The 24,091-nt window shown below is 40.3% G+C and carries 17 protein-coding genes, 3 tRNA genes and 1 pseudogene; 11 read left to right on the top strand and 10 right to left on the bottom strand.

Features of this window, described 5'->3' with window-relative positions; genetic code table 11:
- Positions 1 to 54 precede the first annotated feature (54 nt).
- A complete protein-coding gene (locus tag GD631_RS15615) occupies positions 55 to 3,210 on the top strand; it encodes an efflux RND transporter permease subunit (protein WP_143258509.1) in 3,156 nt (1,051 codons plus the stop codon).
- A 165-nt stretch (positions 3,211 to 3,375) separates the two neighbouring features.
- On the opposite strand, the gene GD631_RS15610 is transcribed toward GD631_RS15615, so the two are convergent.
- Positions 3,376 to 3,825, bottom strand: coding sequence for a type I restriction enzyme HsdR N-terminal domain-containing protein (locus GD631_RS15610; protein ID WP_143258508.1), 450 nt, complete (start codon positions 3,823 to 3,825; stop codon positions 3,376 to 3,378).
- 63 nt (positions 3,826 to 3,888) lie between these two features.
- Between GD631_RS15610 and GD631_RS15605 the strand changes: the two genes are divergently transcribed.
- From GD631_RS15605 to GD631_RS15585, 5 genes are all read left to right on the top strand, one after another.
- Positions 3,889 to 4,665, top strand: coding sequence for an AMP nucleosidase (locus GD631_RS15605; RefSeq protein WP_004312914.1), 777 nt, complete (start codon positions 3,889 to 3,891; stop codon positions 4,663 to 4,665).
- A 24-nt stretch (positions 4,666 to 4,689) separates the two neighbouring features.
- The gene (gene holA / locus GD631_RS15600; RefSeq protein WP_143258507.1) at positions 4,690 to 5,709 is read left to right on the top strand and encodes a DNA polymerase III subunit delta; all 1,020 of its coding nucleotides are present in this window, start codon (positions 4,690 to 4,692) and stop codon (positions 5,707 to 5,709) included.
- Between the two features lie 1,210 nt (positions 5,710 to 6,919).
- Positions 6,920 to 7,390, top strand: coding sequence for a helix-turn-helix domain-containing protein (locus tag GD631_RS15595; protein WP_143258506.1), 471 nt, complete (start codon positions 6,920 to 6,922; stop codon positions 7,388 to 7,390).
- Between the two features lie 76 nt (positions 7,391 to 7,466).
- Entirely contained in the window at positions 7,467 to 8,243 is a 777-nt protein-coding gene (locus tag GD631_RS15590) for a dihydroorotate dehydrogenase electron transfer subunit (RefSeq protein WP_143258505.1), read from the top strand.
- Complete coding sequence (locus GD631_RS15585; protein WP_143258504.1) at positions 8,231 to 9,142, top strand: dihydroorotate dehydrogenase; 912 nt, start codon at positions 8,231 to 8,233, stop codon at positions 9,140 to 9,142. Before GD631_RS15590 ends, GD631_RS15585 begins: the two co-directional genes overlap by 13 nt.
- A 216-nt stretch (positions 9,143 to 9,358) precedes the next feature.
- Here the strand turns inward: GD631_RS15585 and trmD are convergent, their stop codons facing one another.
- Entirely contained in the window at positions 9,359 to 10,036 is a 678-nt protein-coding gene (trmD, locus tag GD631_RS15580) for a tRNA (guanosine(37)-N1)-methyltransferase TrmD (RefSeq protein WP_143258503.1), read from the bottom strand.
- Between the two features lie 75 nt (positions 10,037 to 10,111).
- Here trmD and ligA point away from each other — a divergent pair, with 75 nt between their 5' ends.
- The 4 genes from ligA (at position 10,112) to GD631_RS15560 (ending at position 14,570) form a co-directional block, all read left to right on the top strand.
- Positions 10,112 to 12,112, top strand: a complete 2,001-nt coding sequence (ligA, locus tag GD631_RS15575) for an NAD-dependent DNA ligase LigA (protein ID WP_143258502.1) — start codon at positions 10,112 to 10,114, stop codon at positions 12,110 to 12,112.
- A 59-nt stretch (positions 12,113 to 12,171) separates the two neighbouring features.
- Positions 12,172 to 13,065 (top strand): 4-hydroxy-tetrahydrodipicolinate synthase, encoded by an 894-nt coding sequence (gene dapA, locus GD631_RS15570; RefSeq protein WP_004312921.1) that lies wholly within the window; start codon positions 12,172 to 12,174, stop codon positions 13,063 to 13,065.
- Between the two features lie 361 nt (positions 13,066 to 13,426).
- Positions 13,427 to 13,774 (top strand): ISAon1 family transposase N-terminal region protein, encoded by a 348-nt coding sequence (locus GD631_RS15565; protein WP_143260734.1) that lies wholly within the window; start codon positions 13,427 to 13,429, stop codon positions 13,772 to 13,774.
- Positions 13,770 to 14,570 carry an ISAon1 family transposase gene (locus tag GD631_RS15560; RefSeq protein ID WP_425321965.1) on the top strand — a complete coding sequence of 267 codons (801 nt, stop codon included), beginning with the start codon at positions 13,770 to 13,772 and terminating at the stop codon, positions 14,568 to 14,570. Before GD631_RS15565 ends, GD631_RS15560 begins: the two co-directional genes overlap by 5 nt.
- Positions 14,571 to 14,616: 46 nt before the next feature.
- Here the strand turns inward: GD631_RS15560 and GD631_RS15555 are convergent, their stop codons facing one another.
- Together GD631_RS15555 and GD631_RS15550 are read right to left on the bottom strand one after the other, a co-directional pair.
- Positions 14,617 to 15,600, bottom strand: coding sequence for an ISAon1 family transposase (locus GD631_RS15555; protein ID WP_425321961.1), 984 nt, complete (start codon positions 15,598 to 15,600; stop codon positions 14,617 to 14,619).
- Positions 15,596 to 15,943, bottom strand: a complete 348-nt coding sequence (locus GD631_RS15550; RefSeq protein WP_143260734.1) for an ISAon1 family transposase N-terminal region protein — start codon at positions 15,941 to 15,943, stop codon at positions 15,596 to 15,598. The genes GD631_RS15555 and GD631_RS15550 overlap by 5 nt, the downstream gene beginning before the upstream one ends.
- An 84-nt stretch (positions 15,944 to 16,027) precedes the next feature.
- On the opposite strand from GD631_RS15550, the pseudogene GD631_RS15545 reads away from it, so the two are divergent.
- A pseudogene (locus GD631_RS15545) lies at positions 16,028 to 16,201 on the top strand (transposase); the annotation flags it as partial.
- 129 nt (positions 16,202 to 16,330) lie between these two features.
- On the opposite strand, the gene GD631_RS15540 reads toward GD631_RS15545, so the two are convergent.
- The 6 genes from GD631_RS15540 to GD631_RS15515 all read right to left on the bottom strand — a co-directional run bounded on the left by GD631_RS15540 (position 16,331) and on the right by GD631_RS15515 (position 23,853).
- Positions 16,331 to 16,404: transfer RNA gene (locus tag GD631_RS15540), tRNA-Arg, on the bottom strand.
- Between the two features lie 22 nt (positions 16,405 to 16,426).
- A tRNA-Arg gene (locus GD631_RS15535) sits at positions 16,427 to 16,500 on the bottom strand.
- Between the two features lie 20 nt (positions 16,501 to 16,520).
- Positions 16,521 to 16,594 (bottom strand) — tRNA-Arg (locus GD631_RS15530).
- Between the two features lie 79 nt (positions 16,595 to 16,673).
- Positions 16,674 to 18,974 (bottom strand): patatin-like phospholipase family protein, encoded by a 2,301-nt coding sequence (locus tag GD631_RS15525; protein WP_143260329.1) that lies wholly within the window; start codon positions 18,972 to 18,974, stop codon positions 16,674 to 16,676.
- Between the two features lie 171 nt (positions 18,975 to 19,145).
- Positions 19,146 to 21,191: a molecular chaperone HtpG gene (htpG, locus tag GD631_RS15520; RefSeq protein WP_008640245.1), complete on the bottom strand. Its 2,046-nt coding sequence runs from the start codon at positions 21,189 to 21,191 to the stop codon at positions 19,146 to 19,148.
- Positions 21,192 to 21,324: 133 nt separating this feature from the next.
- Entirely contained in the window at positions 21,325 to 23,853 is a 2,529-nt protein-coding gene (locus tag GD631_RS15515; RefSeq protein WP_143260328.1) for an ATP-dependent Clp protease ATP-binding subunit, read from the bottom strand.
- Between the last annotated feature and the right edge of the window lie 238 nt (positions 23,854 to 24,091).

The raw sequence follows: 24,091 nt of genomic DNA, 5'->3' as shown, positions 1-24,091 counted from the left end.
GTTCCCTCTCTTTGGGAGAAGGTTGTGGAGAGGCTGCTTTTAAACCTATATATTATGTTTTCTAAGTTTTTTATCAACCGACCGATATTTGCTACTGTTCTTGCCCTGCTTATTGTAGTAGCCGGTCTGATTACACTCAATATATTGCCTGTGGCGCAATTTCCGGAGATCACGCCGCCAACGGTGCAGGTCTCTGCCGTTTATCCCGGAGCAAATGCTGAAACTGTTGCTCAAACAGTGGGTATTCCTATCGAACAGCAGGTGAATGGCGTAGACGGTATGCTTTATATGTCTTCCAATTCTTCTTCTTCGGGAGCATATTCTCTGACCATTACATTCGCTGTCGGTACGGACATCGATATGGCAACTGTGCAGGTACAAAACAGGGTAAGTATCGCGCAATCATCACTGCCGGAACCGGTAGTAGTGCAAGGAGTCACTGTGCAGAAACAGTCTTCAAATATTGTGATGTTCCTGACAATGACTTCGCAGGATTCTGTATATAACAGTCTGTATCTGACTAATTATGCCAAACTGAATTTAGTAGACCAACTGACACGTGTCCCTGGAGTGGGTGCTGTGAATGTTATGGGAGCGGGGGACTATTCGATGCGCATCTGGCTCGATCCGGAGGCTATGCGTATACGGAATATTTCACCGCAACAGGTTTATCAATCTATCCAGTCGCAGAATGTGGAAGTATCTGCCGGATATATCGGTCAACCTATCGGGCAGGATAATAATAATGCTTTTCAGTATACATTGAATGTCCAGGGGCGATTGAAATCTCCGGAACAGTTCGGCAATATTATTATTCGTCGCGAACAAAACGGAGCGATGCTTCGCCTGAAGGATATTGCACGCATCGATTTGGGTTCTGCGTCATATAGCGTAGTGTCGCGATTGAATGGAAAACCTACGGCAGCTATTGCTATTTACCAGCAACCGGGTTCCAATTCGCTGGATGTCTCCAAAGGAGTGAAGGCTAAAATGGAGGAATTGGCGGCAAGTTTCCCGAAAGGAGTTTCGTATAATGTCACTTTGGATACGACCGACGTGATTCATGCTTCTATTGATGAAGTGATGGTCACATTCTTTGAAACGACTTTGCTGGTGATTCTCGTTATTTTCCTGTTCCTGCAGAATTGGAGGGCTGTGATTATTCCTTGTATTACCATCCCGGTATCGTTGATTGGTACATTTGCCGTGATGGCGGCATTTGGTTTCTCTATCAACACACTGACGTTGTTTGGGCTGATTCTGGCAGTTGCCATTGTGGTAGATGATGCGATAGTGGTGGTGGAGAATGCTTCGAGGTTACTGGAAACCGGGCAATACTCACCTCGCGAAGCAGTGACGAAAGCGATGGGAGAGATTACAGGTCCGATTGTCGGGGTAGTGCTTGTACTGCTGGCTGTGTTTATTCCGACGATGATGATTAGTGGAATTTCGGGACAGTTGTATAAGCAGTTTGCATTGACTATTGCTGCTTCTACCGTGTTGAGTGGTTTTAATTCGTTGACATTGACCCCTGCGCTCTGTGCGTTGTTTCTTGAAAAGAGTAAACCTTCTAACTTCTTTATATACAAGGGTTTCAATAAGGCTTATGACAAGACGCAAGGAGTGTATGACAAGATTGTCAAATGGTTGCTTCAACGTCCCGGAATGGCTCTCGTTTCCTACGGTGCCTTGACTGTTATTGCTGTATTGCTCTTTATGCATTGGCCGTCTACTTTCATCCCGGACGAGGATGACGGGTATTTTATTGCTGTTGTTCAGCTTCCACCTGCAGCTAGTCTTGAGCGTACGCAGGCAGTGGGAGAAAAGGTAAATGCAATTCTAGATTCTTATCCGGAAGTGAAAAATTATATTGGTATTTCCGGTTTCTCGATAATGGGTGGCGGCGAGCAGAGTAACTCGGCAACTTATTTTGTGGTACTGAAAAACTGGGATGAAAGGAAAGGGAAGGAGCATACGGCTGCTGCCGTAGTCAACCGTTTGAATGGTGAAGCGTATATGACTATTCAGGCTGCGGAAGTATTTGCGATGGTTCCTCCGGCTATTCCGGGACTGGGTGCTTCCGGCGGCTTGCAACTTCAGTTGGAAGACCGGCGTAATCTGGGACCAACGGAAATGCAGCAGGCTATCAATGCGTTGCTTGCTTCTTATCATTCTAAACCGGCTTTAGCATCTGTGTCCAGTCAGTACCAGGCAAATGTTCCGCAGTATTTCTTGAATATCGACCGTGATAAAGTGCAGTTTATGGGGATTGCCTTGAATGATGTTTTCTCTACATTGGGCTATTATATGGGAGCGGCTTATGTAAATGATTTTGTTGAATTCGGTCGTATCTATCAGGTGAAGATTGAGGCACGGGATCAGGCACAGCGTGTGATTGATGATGTCTTGAAACTAAGTGTGCCGAATGCGGCAGGAGAGATGGTACCTTTTTCTTCTTTCACCAAAGTGGAGGAACAGTTAGGACAGGATCAAATAAACCGTTATAATATGTATTCGACTGCTTCTCTGACTTGTAATGTTGCTCCGGGAAGTAGTACCGGGCAGGCCATACAGGAAATGGAAGCATTATTTAAGGAACAGCTGGAAGATGAGTTTGGGTATGAATGGACTTCTGTGGCTTATCAGGAAACACAGGCAGGAAATACGACTACCATTGTACTGGTGATGGCTTTAATTGTTGCTTTCCTGGTACTTGCTGCGCAGTATGAAAGTTGGACCAGTCCGGTGGCAGCTGTTATCGGATTGCCGGTAGCATTGTTGGGGGCCATGATTGGCTGTCTGATTATGGGAACTCCGGTCAGTATTTATACACAAATCGGTATCATTTTGCTTGTTGCGCTTTCGGCAAAGAATGGAATTTTGATTGTGGAATTTGCCCGTGATTTCCGTGCCGAAGGTAATTCGATTCGAGAAGCTGCTTTTGAAGCGGGACATGTCCGCTTGCGTCCGATCCTGATGACATCTTTTGCTTTTGTATTAGGTGTGATGCCATTGTTGTTCGCCACCGGTGCAGGTGCGCAAAGTCGTATAGCATTGGGGGCCGCTGTTGTGTTTGGTATGGCTATGAATACTTTATTGGCTACCGTTTATATTCCTAATTTTTACGAATTGATGCAGAAATTGCAAGAGCGGTTCAGTAAAAAGAAAGCTGATGATGGTGGGGGGAAAGATGCTGCAGCGCAGAAGTAAAAAGCTGTTTGAGACTGTCTGAAAGGGTAGTTGGTATAGTGACGCTATCTGTTCGGGATGGCGTCACCATAGTAGGCAAATAGCGTCACTATCTTGAGGGGATAGTGACGCTATTTTATTCTTGTTGGCAAGTCTGTTTTTTTAAGGCGAATGCAGCGGATTATTTTATAAAGAATGGTAATCAGGAATATCCTGTAGGAACGTATAACTCTGATGTTCATAATCCATACGGCAGCAATAATGTTGCATTCCATTGCTGACAATCAGATAATCTACTTTCAGTACCATATTATACCGGGTGATCTGGTCGAAAACGGCCTGTGTTATTTCAATATGTGGTGCTTTATATTCTACAATCATCCGGGCTGATAAATCCCTCCGGTAAAGTACTGTATCACATCGTTTGGTAGTACCGTTCAACTTAACCATTACTTCATTGGCAAGAAGCGCAGTCGGATATCCTTTGTGTGCAATAAGAAAGTGAACAAAGTGTTGCCGTACCCATTCTTCAGGGGTAAGGGCGACATATCGTTTACGAATAACATCGAAAATTACATTTTTTCCGTTTCGTACGTTTATTTTAGTGTCGAATACTGGTAGGTTTAACGATAACATTTATTATTTTTGTAAGTTAAATAATGGTTCCCATTATTGGGAGCACAAATTTAATAGATAATTATGAAAACAAAAGAAGAAATCGTAGCTAATTGGCTGCCGCGTTACACAAAACGTAACCTGGAGGATTTTGGAGAGTATATTCTGTTGACTAACTTCAACAAGTACGTCGAGATTTTCGCAAATCAATTTAATGTTCCTATTTTAGGAAGGGACGCAAATATGATTTCTGCTTCTGCCGAAGGCATCACAATGATTAACTTCGGTATGGGAAGTCCCAACGCAGCTATCATCATGGACTTGCTGGGTGCTATTCGTCCCAAAGCATGTTTATTCCTCGGAAAATGTGGTGGTATCGACAAGAAAAATCAGCTTGGTGACTTGATTCTTCCTATTGCGGCTATCCGTGGGGAGGGAACTTCCAATGATTATTTTCCTCCTGAAGTTCCTGCGTTGCCTGCATTTATGTTGCAGCGTGCCGTTTCTTCTTCCATCCGTGACAAAGGCCGCGACTATTGGACCGGTACTGTATATACCACCAACCGTCGTATTTGGGAACATGATGATGCGTTCAAAGAATATCTGACAAAGACACGGGCTATGGCAGTCGATATGGAAACTGCAACTCTGTTTAGTTGTGGCTTTGCCAATCATATTCCTACCGGTGCATTATTATTGGTATCCGATCAGCCAATGACTCCAGACGGAGTGAAAACGGATAAAAGCGATAATTTGGTTACCAGAAATTATGTAGAAGAGCATGTTGAAATTGGCATTGCTTCTCTGCGTATGATTATTGATGAAAAGAAAACTGTTAAACACTTGAAATTCGACTGGTAATCCGGTCTTTCTGAAAAAATATATATGGCAAAACAAGAATTGACCTGTGATGACATCCTCAAGGAATTGAAAGCAAAGCAGTATCGCCCTGTCTATTACCTGATGGGAGAAGAGTCGTATTATATCGACTTGATTGCAGATTACATAACGGATAATGTGTTGAGCGAAACGGAAAAAGAATTCAACCTGACTGTTGTGTATGGTGCTGACGTGGATGTGGCAACGATTATAAATGCCGCAAAGCGTTATCCCATGATGTCGGAACATCAAGTAGTAGTAGTTAAGGAAGCGCAAGCCGTGCGCAATATGGAGGAGTTGTCATATTATCTTCAAAAACCTTTGCTTTCCACTATCTTAGTGATATGCCATAAGCATGGAACGTTAGATCGTAGAAAGAAGTTAGCTGCCGAGGTGGAAAAAACAGGTGTATTGTTTGAGTCTAAAAAAATCAAAGATGCGCAACTACCCGGTTTTATCGCTTCATATATGAAACGAAAAGGGGTTGATATGGAGCCAAAGGCTACTTCTATGCTTGCTGATTTTGTAGGCTCGGATTTAAGTCGTCTGACCGGAGAACTTGAAAAGTTGATTATCACTTTACCTGCCGGACAGAAACGTGTTACTCCTGAACAAATAGAAAAGAATATCGGCATAAGCAAAGATTATAATAACTTCGAATTGCGCAGTGCTTTAGTGGAAAAGGATATATTGAAAGCGAACAAAATAATAAAATATTTTGAGGAAAATCCGAAAACGAATCCGATCCAAATGACGCTTTCTCTATTATTTGGCTTTTACTCCAACTTGATGTTGGCTTATTATGCACCGGATAAATCAGAGCAGGGAATTGCAAATATGCTAGGATTAAGAACTCCGTGGCAGGCTCGGGATTATATGGTAGCAATGCGAAAATATAGTGGAGTAAAGACGATGCAAATTGTTGGAGAAATACGATATGCTGATGCAAAATCTAAAGGAGTTCAAAACAGTTCTATGACAGATGGGGATATTCTTCGCGAGCTGGTGTTTAAAATTTTGCATTAAATCGAATTAAGAATTACATATAATATCAGACATATACTTTTACCATAGATAGAAATGGGGAGTATATGTCTTTTTTACATTCCCATAATTATACTTTTCTTCAAAAGGACTCCCACTATTTTCTGTGATTATTTTACAAATAGATTTAGTTCTTTCATCGTTTTATAGAGTTACTGTTTGGCTAATCATACAAACAGTTTTTTTTATTTTATATTATCCTATCTTCAAAAAAAGCATTTTCATTAAAACTGAAGCTTGAGTTTTCTAATGAGAAAAGTTTACTGATCCTTGAGTTTTATCAAAAAAGCATTTTGGATTTTGATGCTACCGTTTTATAGTGAGAATGGAGATTTTCTCTTTTTCTAAAGCTGGCCATTAATGTCATTTTGATAGTTCAGGTTACATTTGATTGTTACAGAATGATTTTTTTCTAGTTTAATAGAAATGCAAATTCACTTTATTGAGGTTAAATTATTGTATATCATTTATTTATATGAAAAATAGGCCTTCTAGAATCGAAAAAAAATAAATAACTGGAGATTGGTACAGAAATATCGCAAGGATTTGCTTTTTAGAGAAAATTGTAAAGGATGATTAGATAAAAATAGCAATATACATTGGTAAAGCATGAAGTTGATTCCTTTCTTTTATTGCTTTTGCAACTATCAATATTTACTTTTGTGTATTATGTCTGTTACTGATGTATAAAGTATTAATGTGAATAATATACAAGTGTGATAGGTATTGAATGTTTACAAAAGTATATTCAAACGATTACAAGACTAATATTCCATATATAAATGTAGTTATATAGCTATTAACAAATAAGGATTAAGTACTTATTTAATTGTAAATCAGTGTTATATATGTTGTTGTATCAATTTGTACTATAAAAGCCTTTTTTAAGTGGCATGTATATTTGTGAATAATGGCGTCTGATTTATAACTATAATGCTTATATCTCTATATATCTGTGTTTTATGTATAATTGCTCAATTAAAGATATATGTCTATATTTACTCTTTTTATTTGAGTTACAAACGTGATATTCGATTTGTATTACATGATATACTTTTGTAATATCTATATTTTTATATTTGTAATTTGCTTTTGTGAATATAAATATTTACCTTTGTATTATCAATGATGTGACACGTATTTTTGTGAATTAGCTGCATAGCACATACAATTGTAATAAAAAGAAGGTAGTATGGAAATAAAAGACAGAATCAGAATGATAATGGAAAGAGAAAAAGTTCCTCCTAGAGTTTTTGCTGAAACAATCGGAGTACAACAATCTACTCTCTCTCATATTTTAAATGATCGGAATAAGCCCAGTTTAGAGGTCGTAATGAAGGTTCATCAAAAGTATGACTATGTAAATCTTGAATGGTTGCTTTATGGAAAAGGCGAAATGATGGTATCTCATGAAGAGACTTCTTTTTCTTCTTCTAATAGCGATTATCTGCCTTCTTTATTCGATGAGAATCTCATAAATTCGTCCAAAGAGCCGGCTATTCCGGAAAATCGCAAGGAAATGCCATTAAGAAACGCTGAAAATGCCCCTAAAGAGATTGTAAAACAAGAGATTAGGTATATAGAAAAGCCTGCTAGGAAAATCACAGAAATAAGAATATTTTTCGATGATAATACCTATGAGACGTTTAGGCCTGAAAAATAAAGAGTAAAATCGGTGGTTTGAGCAATTTCCTGTATCTTTGTACCCGGAATACGAATTTATACTTTTATATCCATACATGAAGAAATTTATTTTAGATCTGACAGTGACCGAGAATATCAGATTGAATGCAAACTATGTATTGCTAAAATTGACGTCTCAGTCATTACTGCCCGAAATGTTACCTGGGCAGTTTGCGGAAATCCGGGTGGACGGTTCGCCTACTACATTCTTGCGTCGTCCTATTTCTATTAATTTTGTAGATAAACAGCGAAATGAGGTCTGGTTTCTGATCCAGCTGGTTGGTGATGGAACAAGATGTCTGGCAGAGGCTAATTCCGGTGATACAATTAACGTGGTGCTTCCGCTGGGAAATGCATACACAATGCCTCAGGAGGCTTCTGATAAGCTCTTATTAGTTGGTGGAGGTGTCGGAACAGCTCCCATGTTGTATTTAGGTGAGCAATTGGCTAAAAAAGGCCACAAACCTACGTTCCTGTTAGGTGCCCGTAGCGACAAAGATTTGTTGCAGCTGGAAGAGTTTGTCAAATATGGAGAGGTATATACTACTACGGAAGATGGTAGCCATGGCGAAAAGGGATACGTAACTCAACATTCTATATTAAATAAGGTACGATTTGAGCAGATTTACACTTGTGGTCCTAAACCAATGATGGTGGCTGTGGCAAAATATGCCAAAAGTAATCAAATAGAATGTGAAGTTTCTTTGGAAAATACAATGGCTTGTGGTATCGGAGCATGCTTGTGCTGTGTGGAAAATACGACAGAAGGTCACTTGTGTGTATGTAAGGAAGGTCCTGTTTTTAATATAAATAAATTACTATGGCAGATTTGAGTGTAAATATTGGTGAATTACAAATGAAGAACCCGGTAATGACAGCATCCGGTACATTTGGATATGGTGAAGAGTTCTCTGATTTTATTGATATAGCGCGAATAGGTGGTATTATTGTAAAAGGGACGACTCTTCACAAACGTGAAGGGAATCCTTATCCACGTATGGCAGAGACTCCTTCGGGGATGTTAAACGCTGTAGGACTGCAAAATAAGGGTGTTGACTACTTTGTAGAGCATATATATCCCCGTATAAAAGACATTCAAACGAATATGATTGTAAACGTTTCGGGGTCTGCTATCGAAGATTATGTAAAAACAGCTGAAATCATTAATGAACTTGACAAAATTCCTGCTATAGAACTAAACATCTCTTGTCCCAATGTGAAGCAAGGAGGTATGGCTTTTGGTGTGTCAGCAAAGGGAGCATCAGAAGTAGTGAAAGCAGTGCGTTCTGCTTACAAAAAGACACTTATCGTAAAACTCTCTCCAAACGTTACGGATATCACCGAAATAGCTCGCGCAGCAGAAGAAAGTGGTGCAGATAGCGTGTCATTAATCAATACATTGCTGGGTATGGCAATTGATGCGGAACGTAAACGCCCTATTTTATCAACGATAACAGGAGGAATGTCGGGAGCTGCCGTAAAACCTATCGCATTACGTATGGTGTGGCAAGTTGCTAAAACGGTAAATATTCCTGTCATTGGTTTGGGAGGTATTATGGACTGGAGGGATGCTGTCGAATTCATGCTTGCAGGTGCGACAGCTATCCAGATTGGTACGGCAAATTTTATAGATCCTGCTGTCACGATTAAGGTGGAAGATGGTATAAATAATTACCTGGAAAGACACGGGTGTAAGTCAGTAAAGGAAATTATAGGTGCGCTTGAGGTATAATTGAAAACATACAATAACCATTCGCACTGTATCTGCAAGAAAAATGCTATTTGCCTTTTGAATAAAGGAAGAATAAATGGGTTGAAAATAGCAGATGAAAAATAAATTAGTGTTTGAAGATATTAGCAATAAGCAAGATTTTTAAACTGAAGGCAAAATAAAAACGACGGTGAGGATTTACATAATCTTCACCGTCGTTTTTATTTACACTCTATTTTACTCTCCCAATAAGTCGGGACGAAGTTTTCTGGTACGTTCTAGGGATTGTTGTAGTTCCCATTCTTTGATTTTTGCTTCATGACCGGATAATAGAATCTCGGGAACTTTCCATCCTTTATAATCCGCTGGTCGCGTATATACGGGTGCTGCCAGCAAATTGTCCTGGAAAGAATCGGAAAGTGCGGACTGTTCATCAGAAATGACTCCAGGGATGATACGTACGATAGCGTCCGCTATTACCGCTGCTGCCAGTTCTCCTCCTGTTAATACGTAATCTCCAATGCTGATTTCTTTAGTAATCAGGTGTTCGCGGATGCGGTAATCAATACCTTTGAAATGTCCGCAAAGAATAATGAGATTCTGTGCCAACGAGAGGCTGTTTGCCATTGGCTGTTTGAATTGTTCTCCGTCAGGGGTCGTGAAAATGACCTCATCGTAGTTGCGTTCTGCCTTTAAGGTATTGATGCAACGTTCGATGGGCTCTATTTTCATAACCATTCCGGCAAACCCTCCAAAGGGATAATCATCGACACGGCGATATTTATCTTCGGTATAATCACGCAGATTGTGAATATGTATTTCTGCAAGTCCTTTGTCTTGAGCTCGTTTCATGATAGAACAATTGAAGAAACCTTCAATCATTTCGGGTAAAACTGTTATAATATCAATACGCATAATCTTTTAATTTTTCGCAAAAGTACAAATATTCAAAGATAAACATGTATTTTTGCCTTAAACAATCGAAGAAATATGGATATAAAGGAAAAAATAGAGGAATTGCGTGCCGAACTTCATCGGCATAATTATAATTATTATGTGTTGAATGCTCCTGAAATCTCGGACAAAGAGTTTGACGACAAGATGCGTGAACTTCAGGATTTGGAACAGGCACATCCAGAATATAAAGATGAAAATTCGCCTACGATGCGTGTAGGTAGTGATTTAAACAAGAATTTCACGCAAGTGGCTCATAAATATCCTATGTTGTCACTGGCAAATACATACTCGGAAGCGGAAGTGACGGACTTCTACGACCGTGTCCGTAAGGCATTGAATGAGGATTTCGAGATTTGTTGTGAAATGAAATATGACGGTACTTCTATTTCACTGACTTATGAAGATGGAAAGTTGGTTCGTGCCGTCACCCGTGGTGATGGAGAAAAGGGGGATGATGTGACGGATAATGTGAAAACGATCCGTTCTATTCCGCTTGTATTGCATGGTGATAATTATCCAGCCTCTTTTGAGATACGTGGAGAAATTCTTATGCCATGGGAAGTGTTTGAAGGGCTGAATCGAGAGAAAGAAGCACGTGAAGAGCCGCTTTTTGCCAATCCGAGAAATGCGGCTTCCGGCACACTGAAATTGCAGAATTCTTCTATTGTGGCTTCCCGCAAACTGGATGCCTATTTATATTATTTGCTGGGTGATAACCTGCCTTGTGACGGACATTATGAAAATCTTCAGGAAGCGGCAAAATGGGGCTTTAAAATCTCTGATTTGACGCGTAAGTGTCAGACGTTAGAGGAGGTTTTTGAATTTATCAATTATTGGGATGTAGAGCGTAAAAATCTACCGGTTGCCACAGATGGGATCGTTCTAAAGGTGAACAGTTTGAGGCAGCAGAAGAATCTGGGCTTTACGGCTAAGTCTCCTCGATGGGCTATTGCTTATAAATTCCAGGCAGAACGTGCGTTGACCCGTTTGAATAAGGTGACTTATCAGGTAGGAAGAACCGGAGCTGTCACGCCGGTAGCTAATTTGGATCCTGTGCAGCTTTCAGGAACAGTTGTAAAACGTGCGTCCTTGCATAATGCGGATATTATTGAGGGACTTGATTTGCATATTGGAGACATGGTTTATGTGGAAAAAGGCGGTGAAATTATTCCTAAGATTACAGGGGTGGATAAAGATGCGCGTAGTTTTATGCTTGGTGAGAAGGTCCGGTTTATTGTTAATTGTCCTGAATGTGGCAGTAAATTAGTCAGATATGAAGGAGAAGCCGCTCATTATTGCCCGAATGAAACAGCGTGTCCTCCTCAAATCAAAGGCAAAATAGAGCATTTTATTAGCCGAAAGGCTATGAATATTGATGGATTAGGGCCGGAAACGGTGGATCTGTTCTATCGATTGGGGTTAATTGAAAATACGGCCGACTTATATAAACTTACAGCTGACGATATAAAAGGTTTGGATCGTATGGGTGAAAAATCGGCAGAGAATATCGTAACGGGAATTGCGCAAAGTAAAACAGTTCCTTTCGAGCGTGTAATCTTTGCTTTGGGAATCCGCTTTGTTGGTGAGACTGTGGCCAAAAAGATTGCGAAGTCGTTTGAGAATATCGATGATTTACAGCAGGCAGATCTTGAGAAATTGGTCAGTATCGATGAAATCGGAGAAAAAATAGCTCAAAGTATACTTGCTTATTTTGCTAATGCGTCTAATCGTGAGTTAGTTAATAGACTAAAGGAGGCTGGACTGCAACTTTACCGCACAGAGGAAGATTTGAGTGGATACACTGATAAGTTGGCAGGACAGTCTATTGTTATTAGCGGTGTGTTTATCCATCACTCACGTGACGAATATAAGGAGCTTATCGAGAAAAACGGAGGGAAAAATGTTGGGAGTATTTCCGCAAAAACAAGTTTTATACTGGCCGGGGATAATATGGGACCTGCGAAGCTCGAAAAAGCAAAAAAACTGGGAATAACCATATTAAGTGAAGACGAATTTCTGAAACTTATATCGTAAGATAAGAAAAATATTCGTACTTTTGCGGCTAAATAAATTAGAGATTATAATTAAAACTCATGATACAGACTAAATTGAAAGGAATGGGGGTAGCACTGATTACTCCTTTCAAAGAGGATGAGAGCGTTGACTATGACGCGTTGATGCGTATGGTGGACTATCTATTGCAGAATAATGCGGATTTCTTGTGTGTGCTGGGAACTACAGCTGAAACACCGACTCTGACCGAGGAAGAAAAGAAAACTATAAAAAAGATGGTAATTGACCGCGTCAACGGAAGAATTCCTATTCTGTTAGGTGTAGGTGGTAATAATACTCGCGCTATTGTAGAAACATTGAAAAACGATGATTTTACAGGGGTTGATGCTATATTGTCTGTGGTGCCGTATTATAATAAACCTTCTCAGGAAGGTATTTATCAGCATTATAAAGCGATTGCGGAAGCTACGGAGCTCCCCATTGTATTATATAATGTTCCGGGACGTACGGGTGTAAATATGACTGCTGAAACTACGTTGCGGATTGCCCGTGATTTCAATAACGTAGTTGCTATTAAAGAAGCATCCGGCAATATCACGCAAATGGATGATATTATTAAAAATAAACCGGAAAACTTTAATGTAATCTCTGGAGATGATGGTATTACCTTTCCTCTCATAACATTGGGAGCTGTTGGTGTGATTTCGGTAATTGGTAATGCTTTTCCTCGTGAATTTAGTCGCATGACACGTTTGGCGCTTCAAGGAGATTTTGCCAATGCGTTGACCATTCACCATCGATTTACGGAATTATTTAATCTGTTATTTGTCGATGGAAATCCGGCAGGCGTAAAATCAATGTTAAATGCTATGGGGATGATTGAGAATAAGCTTCGTTTGCCACTGGTTCCTACTCGTATTACTACATTTGAGGCAATACGCAAGGTTTTGAATGAATTGAATATTAAATGCTGAAAAAAGATGGGCTCTTGGCTAGTTCATAATAAAATCGAAGTGTTTAAAATAAATATCCCAATGATTGAACTCAATCATTGGGATATTTATTTTAAATCAGCCTATGATTTTTTATTCCCCTTCACCTTTCTTCTGAATGCTCTAACCATGTGTTTTTGCTCTGTAAAGCGGCGCTTTAGACATAGAAAAGCATAGCTTTAGATAGGCTAAAGCTATGCTTTTTCAATTGTTATTAAGGGGGCGGGATTGGCCCGAATAAACTTAGGGCATCAACTAATGGCATGTTTTCAGGCTGAGCCATAATGGGGGTCAATGTAAAAAACAGGTTGTTAAAATGTGATAGTCTTGCTAACTTTGCGGTATGAAACAATGGCAGATATTAAAAACAATCTTTCCGGAGATTATCACGGCCAACTTTGAGTTTGTCAACTACGAGGAAACGTACGAACGGCTGGATTACTGGCTTGACGAGCGTGGTTATATGTCTCGCGAAGATTACAAGAAGGGTACTGTCCGCGAATATGGCTTTACCGAAGAACGTGTGATACAGGATTTTCCGATTCGCGGGAAGGCGGTATACTTGCATGTGCGACGGCGTAAGTGGCGCGACATGGAAGACGGGAGTATCTTTACCTATGACTACGATCTGACGGAAGAAGGCAGCCGCCTGACCCCTGAGTTCGTTGCTTTTTTAAAAGAGGAGGATTGAATCCACCCCTGAGAGCATACGCTCAATCGGTGCTCATTACGGTGTAAATGGCTCCAACCTATCGCGGCAGTATAAGGAGATTTTCAGTGGCTACAGGCAGTGGAAGCAGCTGTGTCACGCCGATGGGTACGTGCTATATCCGCAGAACATCGGTCCGAACCTGGCCATCGACGAGTCTTCGCTCAGCTGCGGCGAGCTCTATACCTTTGTCACCAACCGTGACGCTCACGGCGGGAAGGGCGCGCTTGTTGCGGCGATACGTGGTACCAGGGCTGAAACGGTCATTGCAGTTCTTGAGAAGATATCTTCTGCCAGACGAAAGACGGTAAGAGAGATAACGCTCGACCTTTCGTCATCCATGATGCTCATAGCCCGTCGGTCATTCCCCAAAGCCATCGTGACCAACGACCGTTTTCATGTCCATAAACTCTACTACGATGCCATAGACGAGCTGCGGATATCTCTGCGGTGGATGGCAAGGGATATTGAAAACGAAGAGATTGCACGCTGTCGCAGGGAGGGCATTCCGTATGTTCCTTACCGTTATGCCAACGGCGACACCCGGAAACAGCTCCTTGCACGTGCCAAATACATTCTGACAAAACATGCCTCCAAATGGACGAAGTCCCAGCAATGGAGAGCCGACATCATTTTTGAATTTTATCCCGAGCTGAAACACGCGTATGATCTTGCCATGGACCTCACCCGCATATTCAACCAAAAAGTTGATAAGGACACTGCCCGGCTGAATCTTGCCCGATGGTACGACAAAGTGGAGAAAATGGGGTCAATGTAAAAAACAGGTTGAAGTGTTAAAAAACTACCCGAGTGTGAGATTCTTTTTAGGCGCATAGCTTGGAGAGTCTGAACAGAAAGAATGGGATATCAGTAACGCCTCGGAATTGACTTCTGAATGCCTTGACTTTTGCGTTGAAAGATTCAGCGCCGGCATTGGTGGAACGGTTGACAAAGTAATTCAGGATTGTGTCATAGTGGTTGCGGAATGTTTCTGTAACAGTGCGGAATTGGCCTCCGGCCATTTTCTCCACTTTGTCGTACCATCGGGCAAGATTCAGCCGGGCAGTGTCCTTATCAACTTTTTGGTTGAATATGCGGGTGAGGTCCATGGCAAGATCATACGCGTGTTTCAGCTCGGGATAAAATTCAAAAATGATGTCGGCTCTCCATTGCTGGGACTTCGTCCATTTGGAGGCATGTTTTGTCAGAATGTATTTGGCACGTGCAAGGAGCTGTTTCCGGGTGTCGCCGTTGGCATAACGGTAAGGAACATACGGAATGCCCTCCCTGCGACAGCGTGCAATCTCTTCGTTTTCAATATCCCTTGCCATCCACCGCAGAGATATCCGCAGCTCGTCTATGGCATCGTAGTAGAGTTTATGGACATGAAAACGGTCGTTGGTCACGATGGCTTTGGGGAATGACCGACGGGCTATGAGCATCATGGATGACGAAAGGTCGAGCGTTATCTCTCTTACCGTCTTTCGTCTGGCAGAAGATATCTTCTCAAGAACTGCAATGACCGTTTCAGCCCTGGTACCACGTATCGCCGCAACAAGCGCGCCCTTCCCGCCGTGAGCGTCACGGTTGGTGACAAAGGTATAGAGCTCGCCGCAGCTGAGCGAAGACTCGTCGATGGCCAGGTTCGGACCGATGTTCTGCGGATATAGCACGTACCCATCGGCGTGACACAGCTGCTTCCACTGCCTGTAGCCACTGAAAATCTCCTTATACTGCCGCGATAGGTTGGAGCCATTTACACCGTAATGAGCACCGATTGAGCGTATGCTCTCAGGGGTGGATTCAATCCTCCTCTTTTAAAAAAGCAACGAACTCAGGGGTCAGGCGGCTGCCTTCTTCCGTCAGATCGTAGTCATAGGTAAAGATACTCCCGTCTTCCATGTCGCGCCACTTACGCCGTCGCACATGCAAGTATACCGCCTTCCCGCGAATCGGAAAATCCTGTATCACACGTTCTTCGGTAAAGCCATATTCGCGGACAGTACCCTTCTTGTAATCTTCGCGAGACATATAACCACGCTCGTCAAGCCAGTAATCCAGCCGTTCGTACGTTTCCTCGTAGTTGACAAACTCAAAGTTGGCCGTGATAATCTCCGGAAAGATTGTTTTTAATATCTGCCATTGTTTCATACCGCAAAGTTAGCAAGACTATCACATTTTAACAACCTGTTTTTTACATTGACCCAGAAAATGGCCGGAGGCCAATTCCGCACTGTTACAGAAACATTCCGCAACCACTATGACACAATCCTGAATTACTTTGTCAACCGTTCCACCAATGCCGGCGCTGAATCTTTCAACGCAAAAGTCAAGGCATTCAGAAGTCAATTCCGAGGCGTTACTGATATCCCATTCTTTCTGTTCAGACTCTCCAAGCTATGCGCCTAAAAAGAATCTCACACTCGGGTAGTTTTTTAACACTTCAACCTGTTTTTTACATTGACCCCATAATGGTTGATTTCTTCGATGAAATGGGATGAAAAGTAAAATCCTCCACATAAAATGCAGAGGATTTAGTGATCGCGACAGGATTCAAACCTGTAACCGGCTGATCCGTAGTCAGCTACTCTATTCAGTTGAGCTACGCGACCATTTTGTTAATTCAAGAAAAAGTGACCGCGACAGGATTCAAACCTGTAACCGGCTGATCCGTAGTCAGCTACTCTATTCAGTTGAGCTACGCGGCCATTCTGTTAATTCAAAAAAGTGACCGCGACAGGATTCAAACCTGTAACCGGCTGATCCGTAGTCAGCTACTCTATTCAGTTGAGCTACGCGGCCATTATTTTGTTTTAACGGGTGCAAAGATACGGACTTTTCCCGAACTAGCAAGCTTTTCAACGACTTTTTTTGTAGAAAATTATTCTATGAACCGATAATTGAATAATTGCCAACCTATACTCAGTCCGACATTCCACTCCCTTTTCGGTGAGCTATAATGATTTACATATGCAGAGATGTCTCCAAAAGGTAATTGACATACAACAGAAATTTCTCCTAAATATTCAAACTTGGAGAAAGCTTTTCCATAATATGCTTTATTCAACGAGTTTCTTTCGATTGGATAAATGGGCATAAAACCATAAAATTCTCCCCGAAGATGGAACATTTGGTTTAAACGGTAAATAGGCCGAATACCAGCTCCTACAAATTGATTGGCACGAAAGGCTTCGTTGTAGGTCAATTTACTGTGTAGTGTGGGAGAAAACTCTCCAGCCTGCATCATTGTGGCCGTATAGTTCTCGGAAAAGTTTTTAGAGGCATATAATGCCTTCAAATACCACCCTAAAACCCAATGTTCACTCATATTATGATATTTTTCTTTCATGTATGATAATTGCAGCCATGAGTGATGGTCTTTATTATTGTTGGTGGTGGTACTACCTTCGCCAGGGTAGAATCGTTCTTTTCCAACGAATATCTGGGCAACAAGAGCTTCTCTGTATCCACGTGTGGGGTATTGTTTAGAATTTAGGGTACTTCCATTAAAGCTGATTGATCCACCGAATAAATCATAGCGACTTTTGTCAAATTTGTCATTTCCAAAGTCAATCACACTTTTTTGAAAATATTTATCTTCTATTTTGGCTATTCCGACCCCAAACTCTGCTCGTTTACTCGAAAGGAAAGGTAATCCGACCTGCAATTTTAAGAAACGTTCGTCTTTCTGATTAAAGGCGGGTTTATTATTTCGCGAGAAAAGTTTGTCTTTCTTGAAATAGTCGAAAGTACTGATTGAGCCTATAAAGCGGTATGAGGTAGGAATAGCAGTGGCGAAGTCAATCTTTGCCATAAACTGCACGTTATTATATACTTTTCCGAGTTGCCCGTCGAGGATAAACTCTTTGGCATAGTAGTTTAAATCCTGATAGCTAAGCCCCAGATAGATCTGATTGGAGTTGGAAGTGGATATATTTCCTCCCAACCCCACAGCAAAATTATTTTCTAATTTCACCTTTAAATGTAGATCGTAGGTGTCGTCTTCCGGATTATAAATTGCATGTGGTATAATTTCGGAAATCATTTTATCAGATAACAATCGGAAATAACCTTGTTTTAAATCCTCATAAGTGAATTCTTTGTTATCTGATTTATGAAATTCTCTTTTAATATATACTTGTTGTTGTGGATTAGCTCCGTCAATGATGATATTTTTAAAGCGTAGTTCCGGGTAATTACTCCGGTATACCATTCTTCTTAAACGTATATTGTCCAGATTTACACGCCGATGGATACGACTTTTGATTGAATCCATCATACTGATGGTTCGATTATATCCTATATCATGTAATTCGTCAATGCGTTGAAAATCCATTAGATTGACATTGTCATATTTAAACGTCATTAAAATCCCCATAGAATCCGGAATGGAATAGTCGGTTTTCTGCATCACCATATTCTCAATTTGACTCATGAGGTCATTTTCTTTGGGTTTAGTGGGATTGGTTGACACGACGCTTCCTATGATGACATCCGGATGAAAATCATCTCTCATGACATCTGTAGGAAAATTATTATAAATACCTCCGTCATAGGCTAATACATTGTCTATTTCAATAGGTTTAAACATGAATGGGAAACTCATGGAAGCTCTTACAGCATCTCCTAAATCTCCTTCCTTCATGACTAATTGTTTTTTGTTATATACATCGGACGCAATGCAACGGAAAGGCACAAAAAGTTTATCAAAATCTCCCTTACAAGCAGCTGTGGCACGTGCGTACAGGTCTACAAAAACGAGATTCATCTGAATCGGATTGACAACACTGGTAGGCAGGAATTGAGGTTTCAAACTTTTCAGTGAGTCTTTGAATGAAAAACGAATATTGAAAAATTCGGGAGTGGGAAGATTCTTTTTGAAGTGATATACATATTTTTCTTCCACTTCTCCGGAATACCATCGTTTAAAGTCTTCCGACTTGAGAAGTTCTACCATGTCGTCAGGAGAGTATCCCATGGCATATAAAGAACCGATAATGGCTCCCATGGAAGTGCCTGCAATGTAATCAATAGGAATGTTGTTTTCTTCTAAAGCGCGAATGATACCGATGTGCGTCATCCCTTTGGCGCCACCACCGCTTAATACAAGTCCTACTTTTTGGGCATGGATAGCCGGAATAATCAGCCATAAAGTAATTAACACTAAAAAAATCTTTCTCATAACCCAAATCAAACAATTGAATTTTTTGTCTATTAAGTGTTCAAATATATACAATACTTTTCAATTAATCGATATTTTACCGAGCGTTTTAAATTGAAAAAGAGCATTACAACGTGTATTTAACGTTGAATGCTCTTTCTTGAAGTATGTGTAATGTTTAAAGGGGCGATATTAAATCAATTCTATGCTACGTTTTACGAAGTTATTCAAAGCTTCACCTCTTAGCATATTGTTTTGCAATAAAGCCAAATCGATCAGCTGGCGGATAACTTTATTATTGCTTGCGTAGCCGATAAAGATAGCTTCTTTCTTGCTTTTCAGATCATCCCATTTCTTATCCAGATTGTTTAATTCATCTTTTTCTGATGTGGGGATTTCTTCTTCTTTCTTATCTTTTTGTTTGTCCTTCAACTCATTACGTTGTTTGTTGACATTATCCATTTCAGAAAGTATCGGAGCTACTTCTGCTTGGCAAGCGCTTTCTTCTTCATTCAATACCTGTTTTATCAACTTATGGTCTGAATTCAGAATGAGATTAAACATATCAGGCATTTCGCCATAGAAACTCATTCCAGCCTGAATATTCGCCATTTCTTTCATACGACGCATATATTCGCTTTGAGTAATCATGACTGGAGCTGAATTTTCTCCTAATGCCTGTGTCATGACATTGAATTCAACTTTATCCATTTTAGGCAATTGACTCTTGAAGGCTGTTGTGATTGCATCCTGTTTATTGGCTTCCAACGTTTCACCTTTCTTATCTTCTTTTACAATAAGATTGTCAACAACATCACTGTCTACACGAGTGAAACGAGATTTTTCAAGTTTTTGTTCTAGCATGCTCACCATAGCTACATCCAACTGGCCATCCATGAGCAGAACATTGTATCCTTTGTTGGTGGCAGCTTCAATATAACTATATTGCTCATCTTTGTTATTTGCATACAGATAGATTAGGTTTCCATCTTTATCTGTCTGATTATCTTTAATAAGGGTTTGATACTCTTCAAATGTATAATGCTTGTCATTTGTATCGGTGAAAAGGGCAAATTTTTGTGCTTTATCATAGAAATCCTCTTGCGTTAGCATTCCATAATTGATAAATATTTTTAAATCGTTCCACTTTTCCTCAAACTGCTTACGATCATTTTTGAATATAGACTGCAAACGGTCGGATACTTTCTTTGTGATATATGTTGAAATCTTCTTAACGTTCGAGTCGCTTTGCAAATACGAACGGGAAACGTTCAACGGAATATCCGGAGAATCAATTACGCCATGTAACAAAGTCAGGAAGTCCGGCACAATACCTTCAACCGAATCTGTAACATATACCTGGTTGCAATATAACTGAATCTTATTCTTATTTAATTCAATATTGCTTTTTACCTTCGGGAAATAGAGGATACCGGTCAAATGGAATGGATAATCAACATTCAGGTGAATCCAGAATAGTGGTTCATCAGACATCGGATATAGCTTGCTATAGAATGATTTGTAATCTTCATCCGAAAGTTCGCTAGGTTTACGTGTCCATAAAGGAGTGGTATCATTGATTATATTATCTTCGGCTGTTTCTACCTGCTTGCCGTCTTTCCACTCTTTCTTTTTCCCAAATGCAATAGGAACAGGAAGGAAGCTGCAATATTTTTTCAGAAGTTCGGAAATACGTGCTTCTTCGAGGAATTCTTTGCAGTCATCATCAATGTATAAGATGATGTCTGATCCACGATCAGCTTTTTCTATTTCTTCAATAGTGAATTCAGGGCTACCATCGCAGGTCCATTTGACGGCTTGTGCACCGTCTCTGTATGATTTAGTAATAATTTCTACTTTCTTTGCAACCATAAAAGCAGAGTAGAAGCCAAGTCCGAAATGTCCGATAATGGCATTTGCGTCATTCTTATATTTCTCCAAGAAGTCGTTAGCTCCTGAAAAGGCTATTTGATTGATGTACTTTTCAATTTCCTCTGCAGTTAAACCGATACCACGGTCGGAAATAGTAATGGTATCTTTGCCCAATTCAACGTGAACGGTTAAATCACCCAGTTCACCCTTAAATTCGCCAATAGAAGCAAGCGTATTCAGCTTCTGAGTGGCGTCTACTGCATTGGATACTAATTCGCGCAGAAAAATTTCATGGTCACTGTACAAGAACTTTTTAATGATAGGGAAAATGTTCTCTGTTGTAACCCCAATATTACCTTTTTGCATAATACGTATATTTTTTAGTTTATCTATTGATTAATTTTAATTGATGTTTGTTCAGATAGAGACAAAAAAAATGCCAGACCCGAAGGTCTGACATTATGGCATATTATTTTATTTTCTTATTCAGGAAATAATCTTATTCCGGAGTGACAACTTTCATCTCCAATTCACCTTTTTCTTCATTAAGAGATACCTGAATAGTATCTCCCTCCTTTAAAGAGGAGGAAATGATGAGTTCGGATAAACCATCCTCCAGATAAGTTTGAATTGCTCGCTTCAAAGGACGGGCGCCATATTGTACGTCATATCCCTTACCTGCGATAAATTCTTTCGCTTTATCTTCAATAACAAGCTTGTAACCAATAGATTCTATTCTATCATACAATCCTTTCAGCTCTATGTCTATAATCTTTGTTATCGCTTCCAGAGAAAGTTGATCAAACGTGATTATTTCATCTACACGATTGATGAATTCGGGCGCGAATGATTTATTTAGAGCTTTCTGTATTACACTTCGCGAGAATTCTTTATCATCCAGGCGGTTTTGTGTCGCAAAACCAACACCGCGTCCAAAGTCTTTCAGCTGACGGGTTCCTATATTGGAAGTCATGATAATAACGGTATTTTTGAAATCTACCATTCTGCCATAACTGTCAGTCAAACGCCCCTCATCCATTACCTGAAGCAAGATATTGAATACATCCGGATGTGCTTTTTCTATCTCATCAAGCAATACAATTGAATATGGTTTACGGCGTACTTTTTCTGTCAACTGACCACCTTCTTCATATCCTACATATCCCGGAGGTGCTCCGACCAAGCGTGAAACAGTGAACTTCTCCATATATTCACTCATATCTATACGAATCAGTGCATCAGCAGAACCAAACATATATTTGGCTAACTCTTTTGCTAAGTGAGTTTTACCAACTCCTGTCGGGCCTAAGAACATAAATGTGCCAATTGGCTTATTAGGGTCTTTTAGGCCTACACGGCTTCGCAGAATAGCTTTAACCAGCTTTTCTATCGCTGTATCTTGTGCGATGACTTTAGCTTGCAAATCTTCTTTCATACCTGCGAGCTTGATACCTTCAGCCTGTGCCATCCGTTGTACCGGAATGCCTGACATCATTGAGATAACATTGGCAATTTCTTCTGCGTCAACAGTTTGCCTGTTTTCTTTCAGGTTGGCTTCCCATTCTTTTTTCATTTCATCCAATTGGATAGAAAGCTCTTTCTCCTTATCACGGAAGCTAGCGGCAAGTTCGAAATTCTGCGATTTCACAGCTTCGTTTTTTTTGCTTTTGGCCTCTTCGATCAGTTTTTCTTGTTCTTCTATCTCTTTAGGCACATTGACATTGGTAAGATGCACGCGTGAACCGGCTTCATCTAAAGCGTCAATAGCTTTATCAGGGAAATTACGATCTGTGATATAGCGGTCTGTCAGCTTGACACATGCTTCCAATGCTTCATCCGTATAATAAACATTGTGGTGATCTTCATATTTATCTTTGATATTACGCAAAATCTGCAAAGTTTCCGCAGCAGTAGTCGGTTCTACTATTACTTTTTGGAAACGACGTTCCAAAGCACCGTCTTTCTCAATGTTCTTACGGTATTCATCAAGAGTGGTAGCACCAATACATTGTATTTCTCCTCTTGCCAATGCTGGTTTTAGCATATTGGCAGCATCCATAGAGCCTGCCGCAGAGCCTGCGCCTACAATCGTGTGGATTTCATCAATGAATAATATTACATTCGGATTTTTTTGTAATTCATTGAGAATGGAACGAATACGTTCTTCAAATTGTCCGCGATATTTGGTTCCTGCTACAACAGCGGTCATATCAAGAGCAACAACTCGTTTATCAAACAGAATCCGCGAAACCTTTTTCTGAATGATTCTTAATGCAAGACCTTCAACAATCGCTGATTTTCCTACACCAGGCTCACCAATCAAAATCGGATTATTCTTTTTGCGGCGGCTTAAGATCTGCGCTAAACGTTCGATTTCTCTCTCTCTGCCGACAACGGGATCCAAGCGTCCTTCTTCTGCCGCTTTTGTCATGTCAGTACCGAAATTGTCAAGTACCGGCGTGTCATTAGACGGCTTCTTAGAAGCGGTTTGTGCCTGTTGGCGTTCGTCCGAACCACCTCTGCCGGAACGAGGAGAAGACATTTCTTCGTCATCATCATCGTCTTCCGTAAAACCCATGCCAGAGTTTATATCTGGTTGCAATGTAGCTTGCTCCAGTACTTTCACATAATTTATATCGTTTGCTTCAAGTACGGAAGCTGCCATATTGTTTTTTTCTCTTAAAATAGCCAATAATACATGTTCTGTATCAGCAATGTTACTTTTCATTCCACGAGCTTCTAAAATACACATTTTTAATATCTTTGCCGCATCATTAGATAACGGTATCTCTGCATCGGGCAATAACATATCATCAGCTTCTGCCTTCAGCTGAGCTTCAATCTGTTGCTTTATAGCAGCTAGATTGGTGTTGAGTTTAGACAATATCTCGATAGCTTTTCCTTCACCGTCACGGAGGATTCCCAGAAGCAGGTGCTCAGGGCCTATATACCTACTTCTCAACCGATTCGCTTCTTCCTTACTATAGACGATAATGTCGGAAACTCTTTGTGAGAATTGATTATTCATACTTTTCCTTTTCTTCTAAGGGTTATTCACTGGCAAATATACGCATTAATCAAGTTTGTATTGCAATATTTGCTTTATTTCTTATATCTACAAATGGCGTGCCATAAAAACGGTGTATTTGCATTATATATATAAGGTATAACAAATATCAAGCTCTTTTTTGCCGATGTTATCTATCTTTCCATATTATATTTATCGTTTTTATCTTTTTATTTTTGAATTTTAAAGTTTAGTGGAT

The sequence above is a fragment of the Bacteroides luhongzhouii genome (assembly GCF_009193295.2).
Taxonomy (GTDB): domain Bacteria; phylum Bacteroidota; class Bacteroidia; order Bacteroidales; family Bacteroidaceae; genus Bacteroides; species Bacteroides luhongzhouii.
The sequence above is the reverse complement of the archived record's forward strand: the minus strand, read 5'-3'. Positions and strand labels throughout refer to the sequence as shown.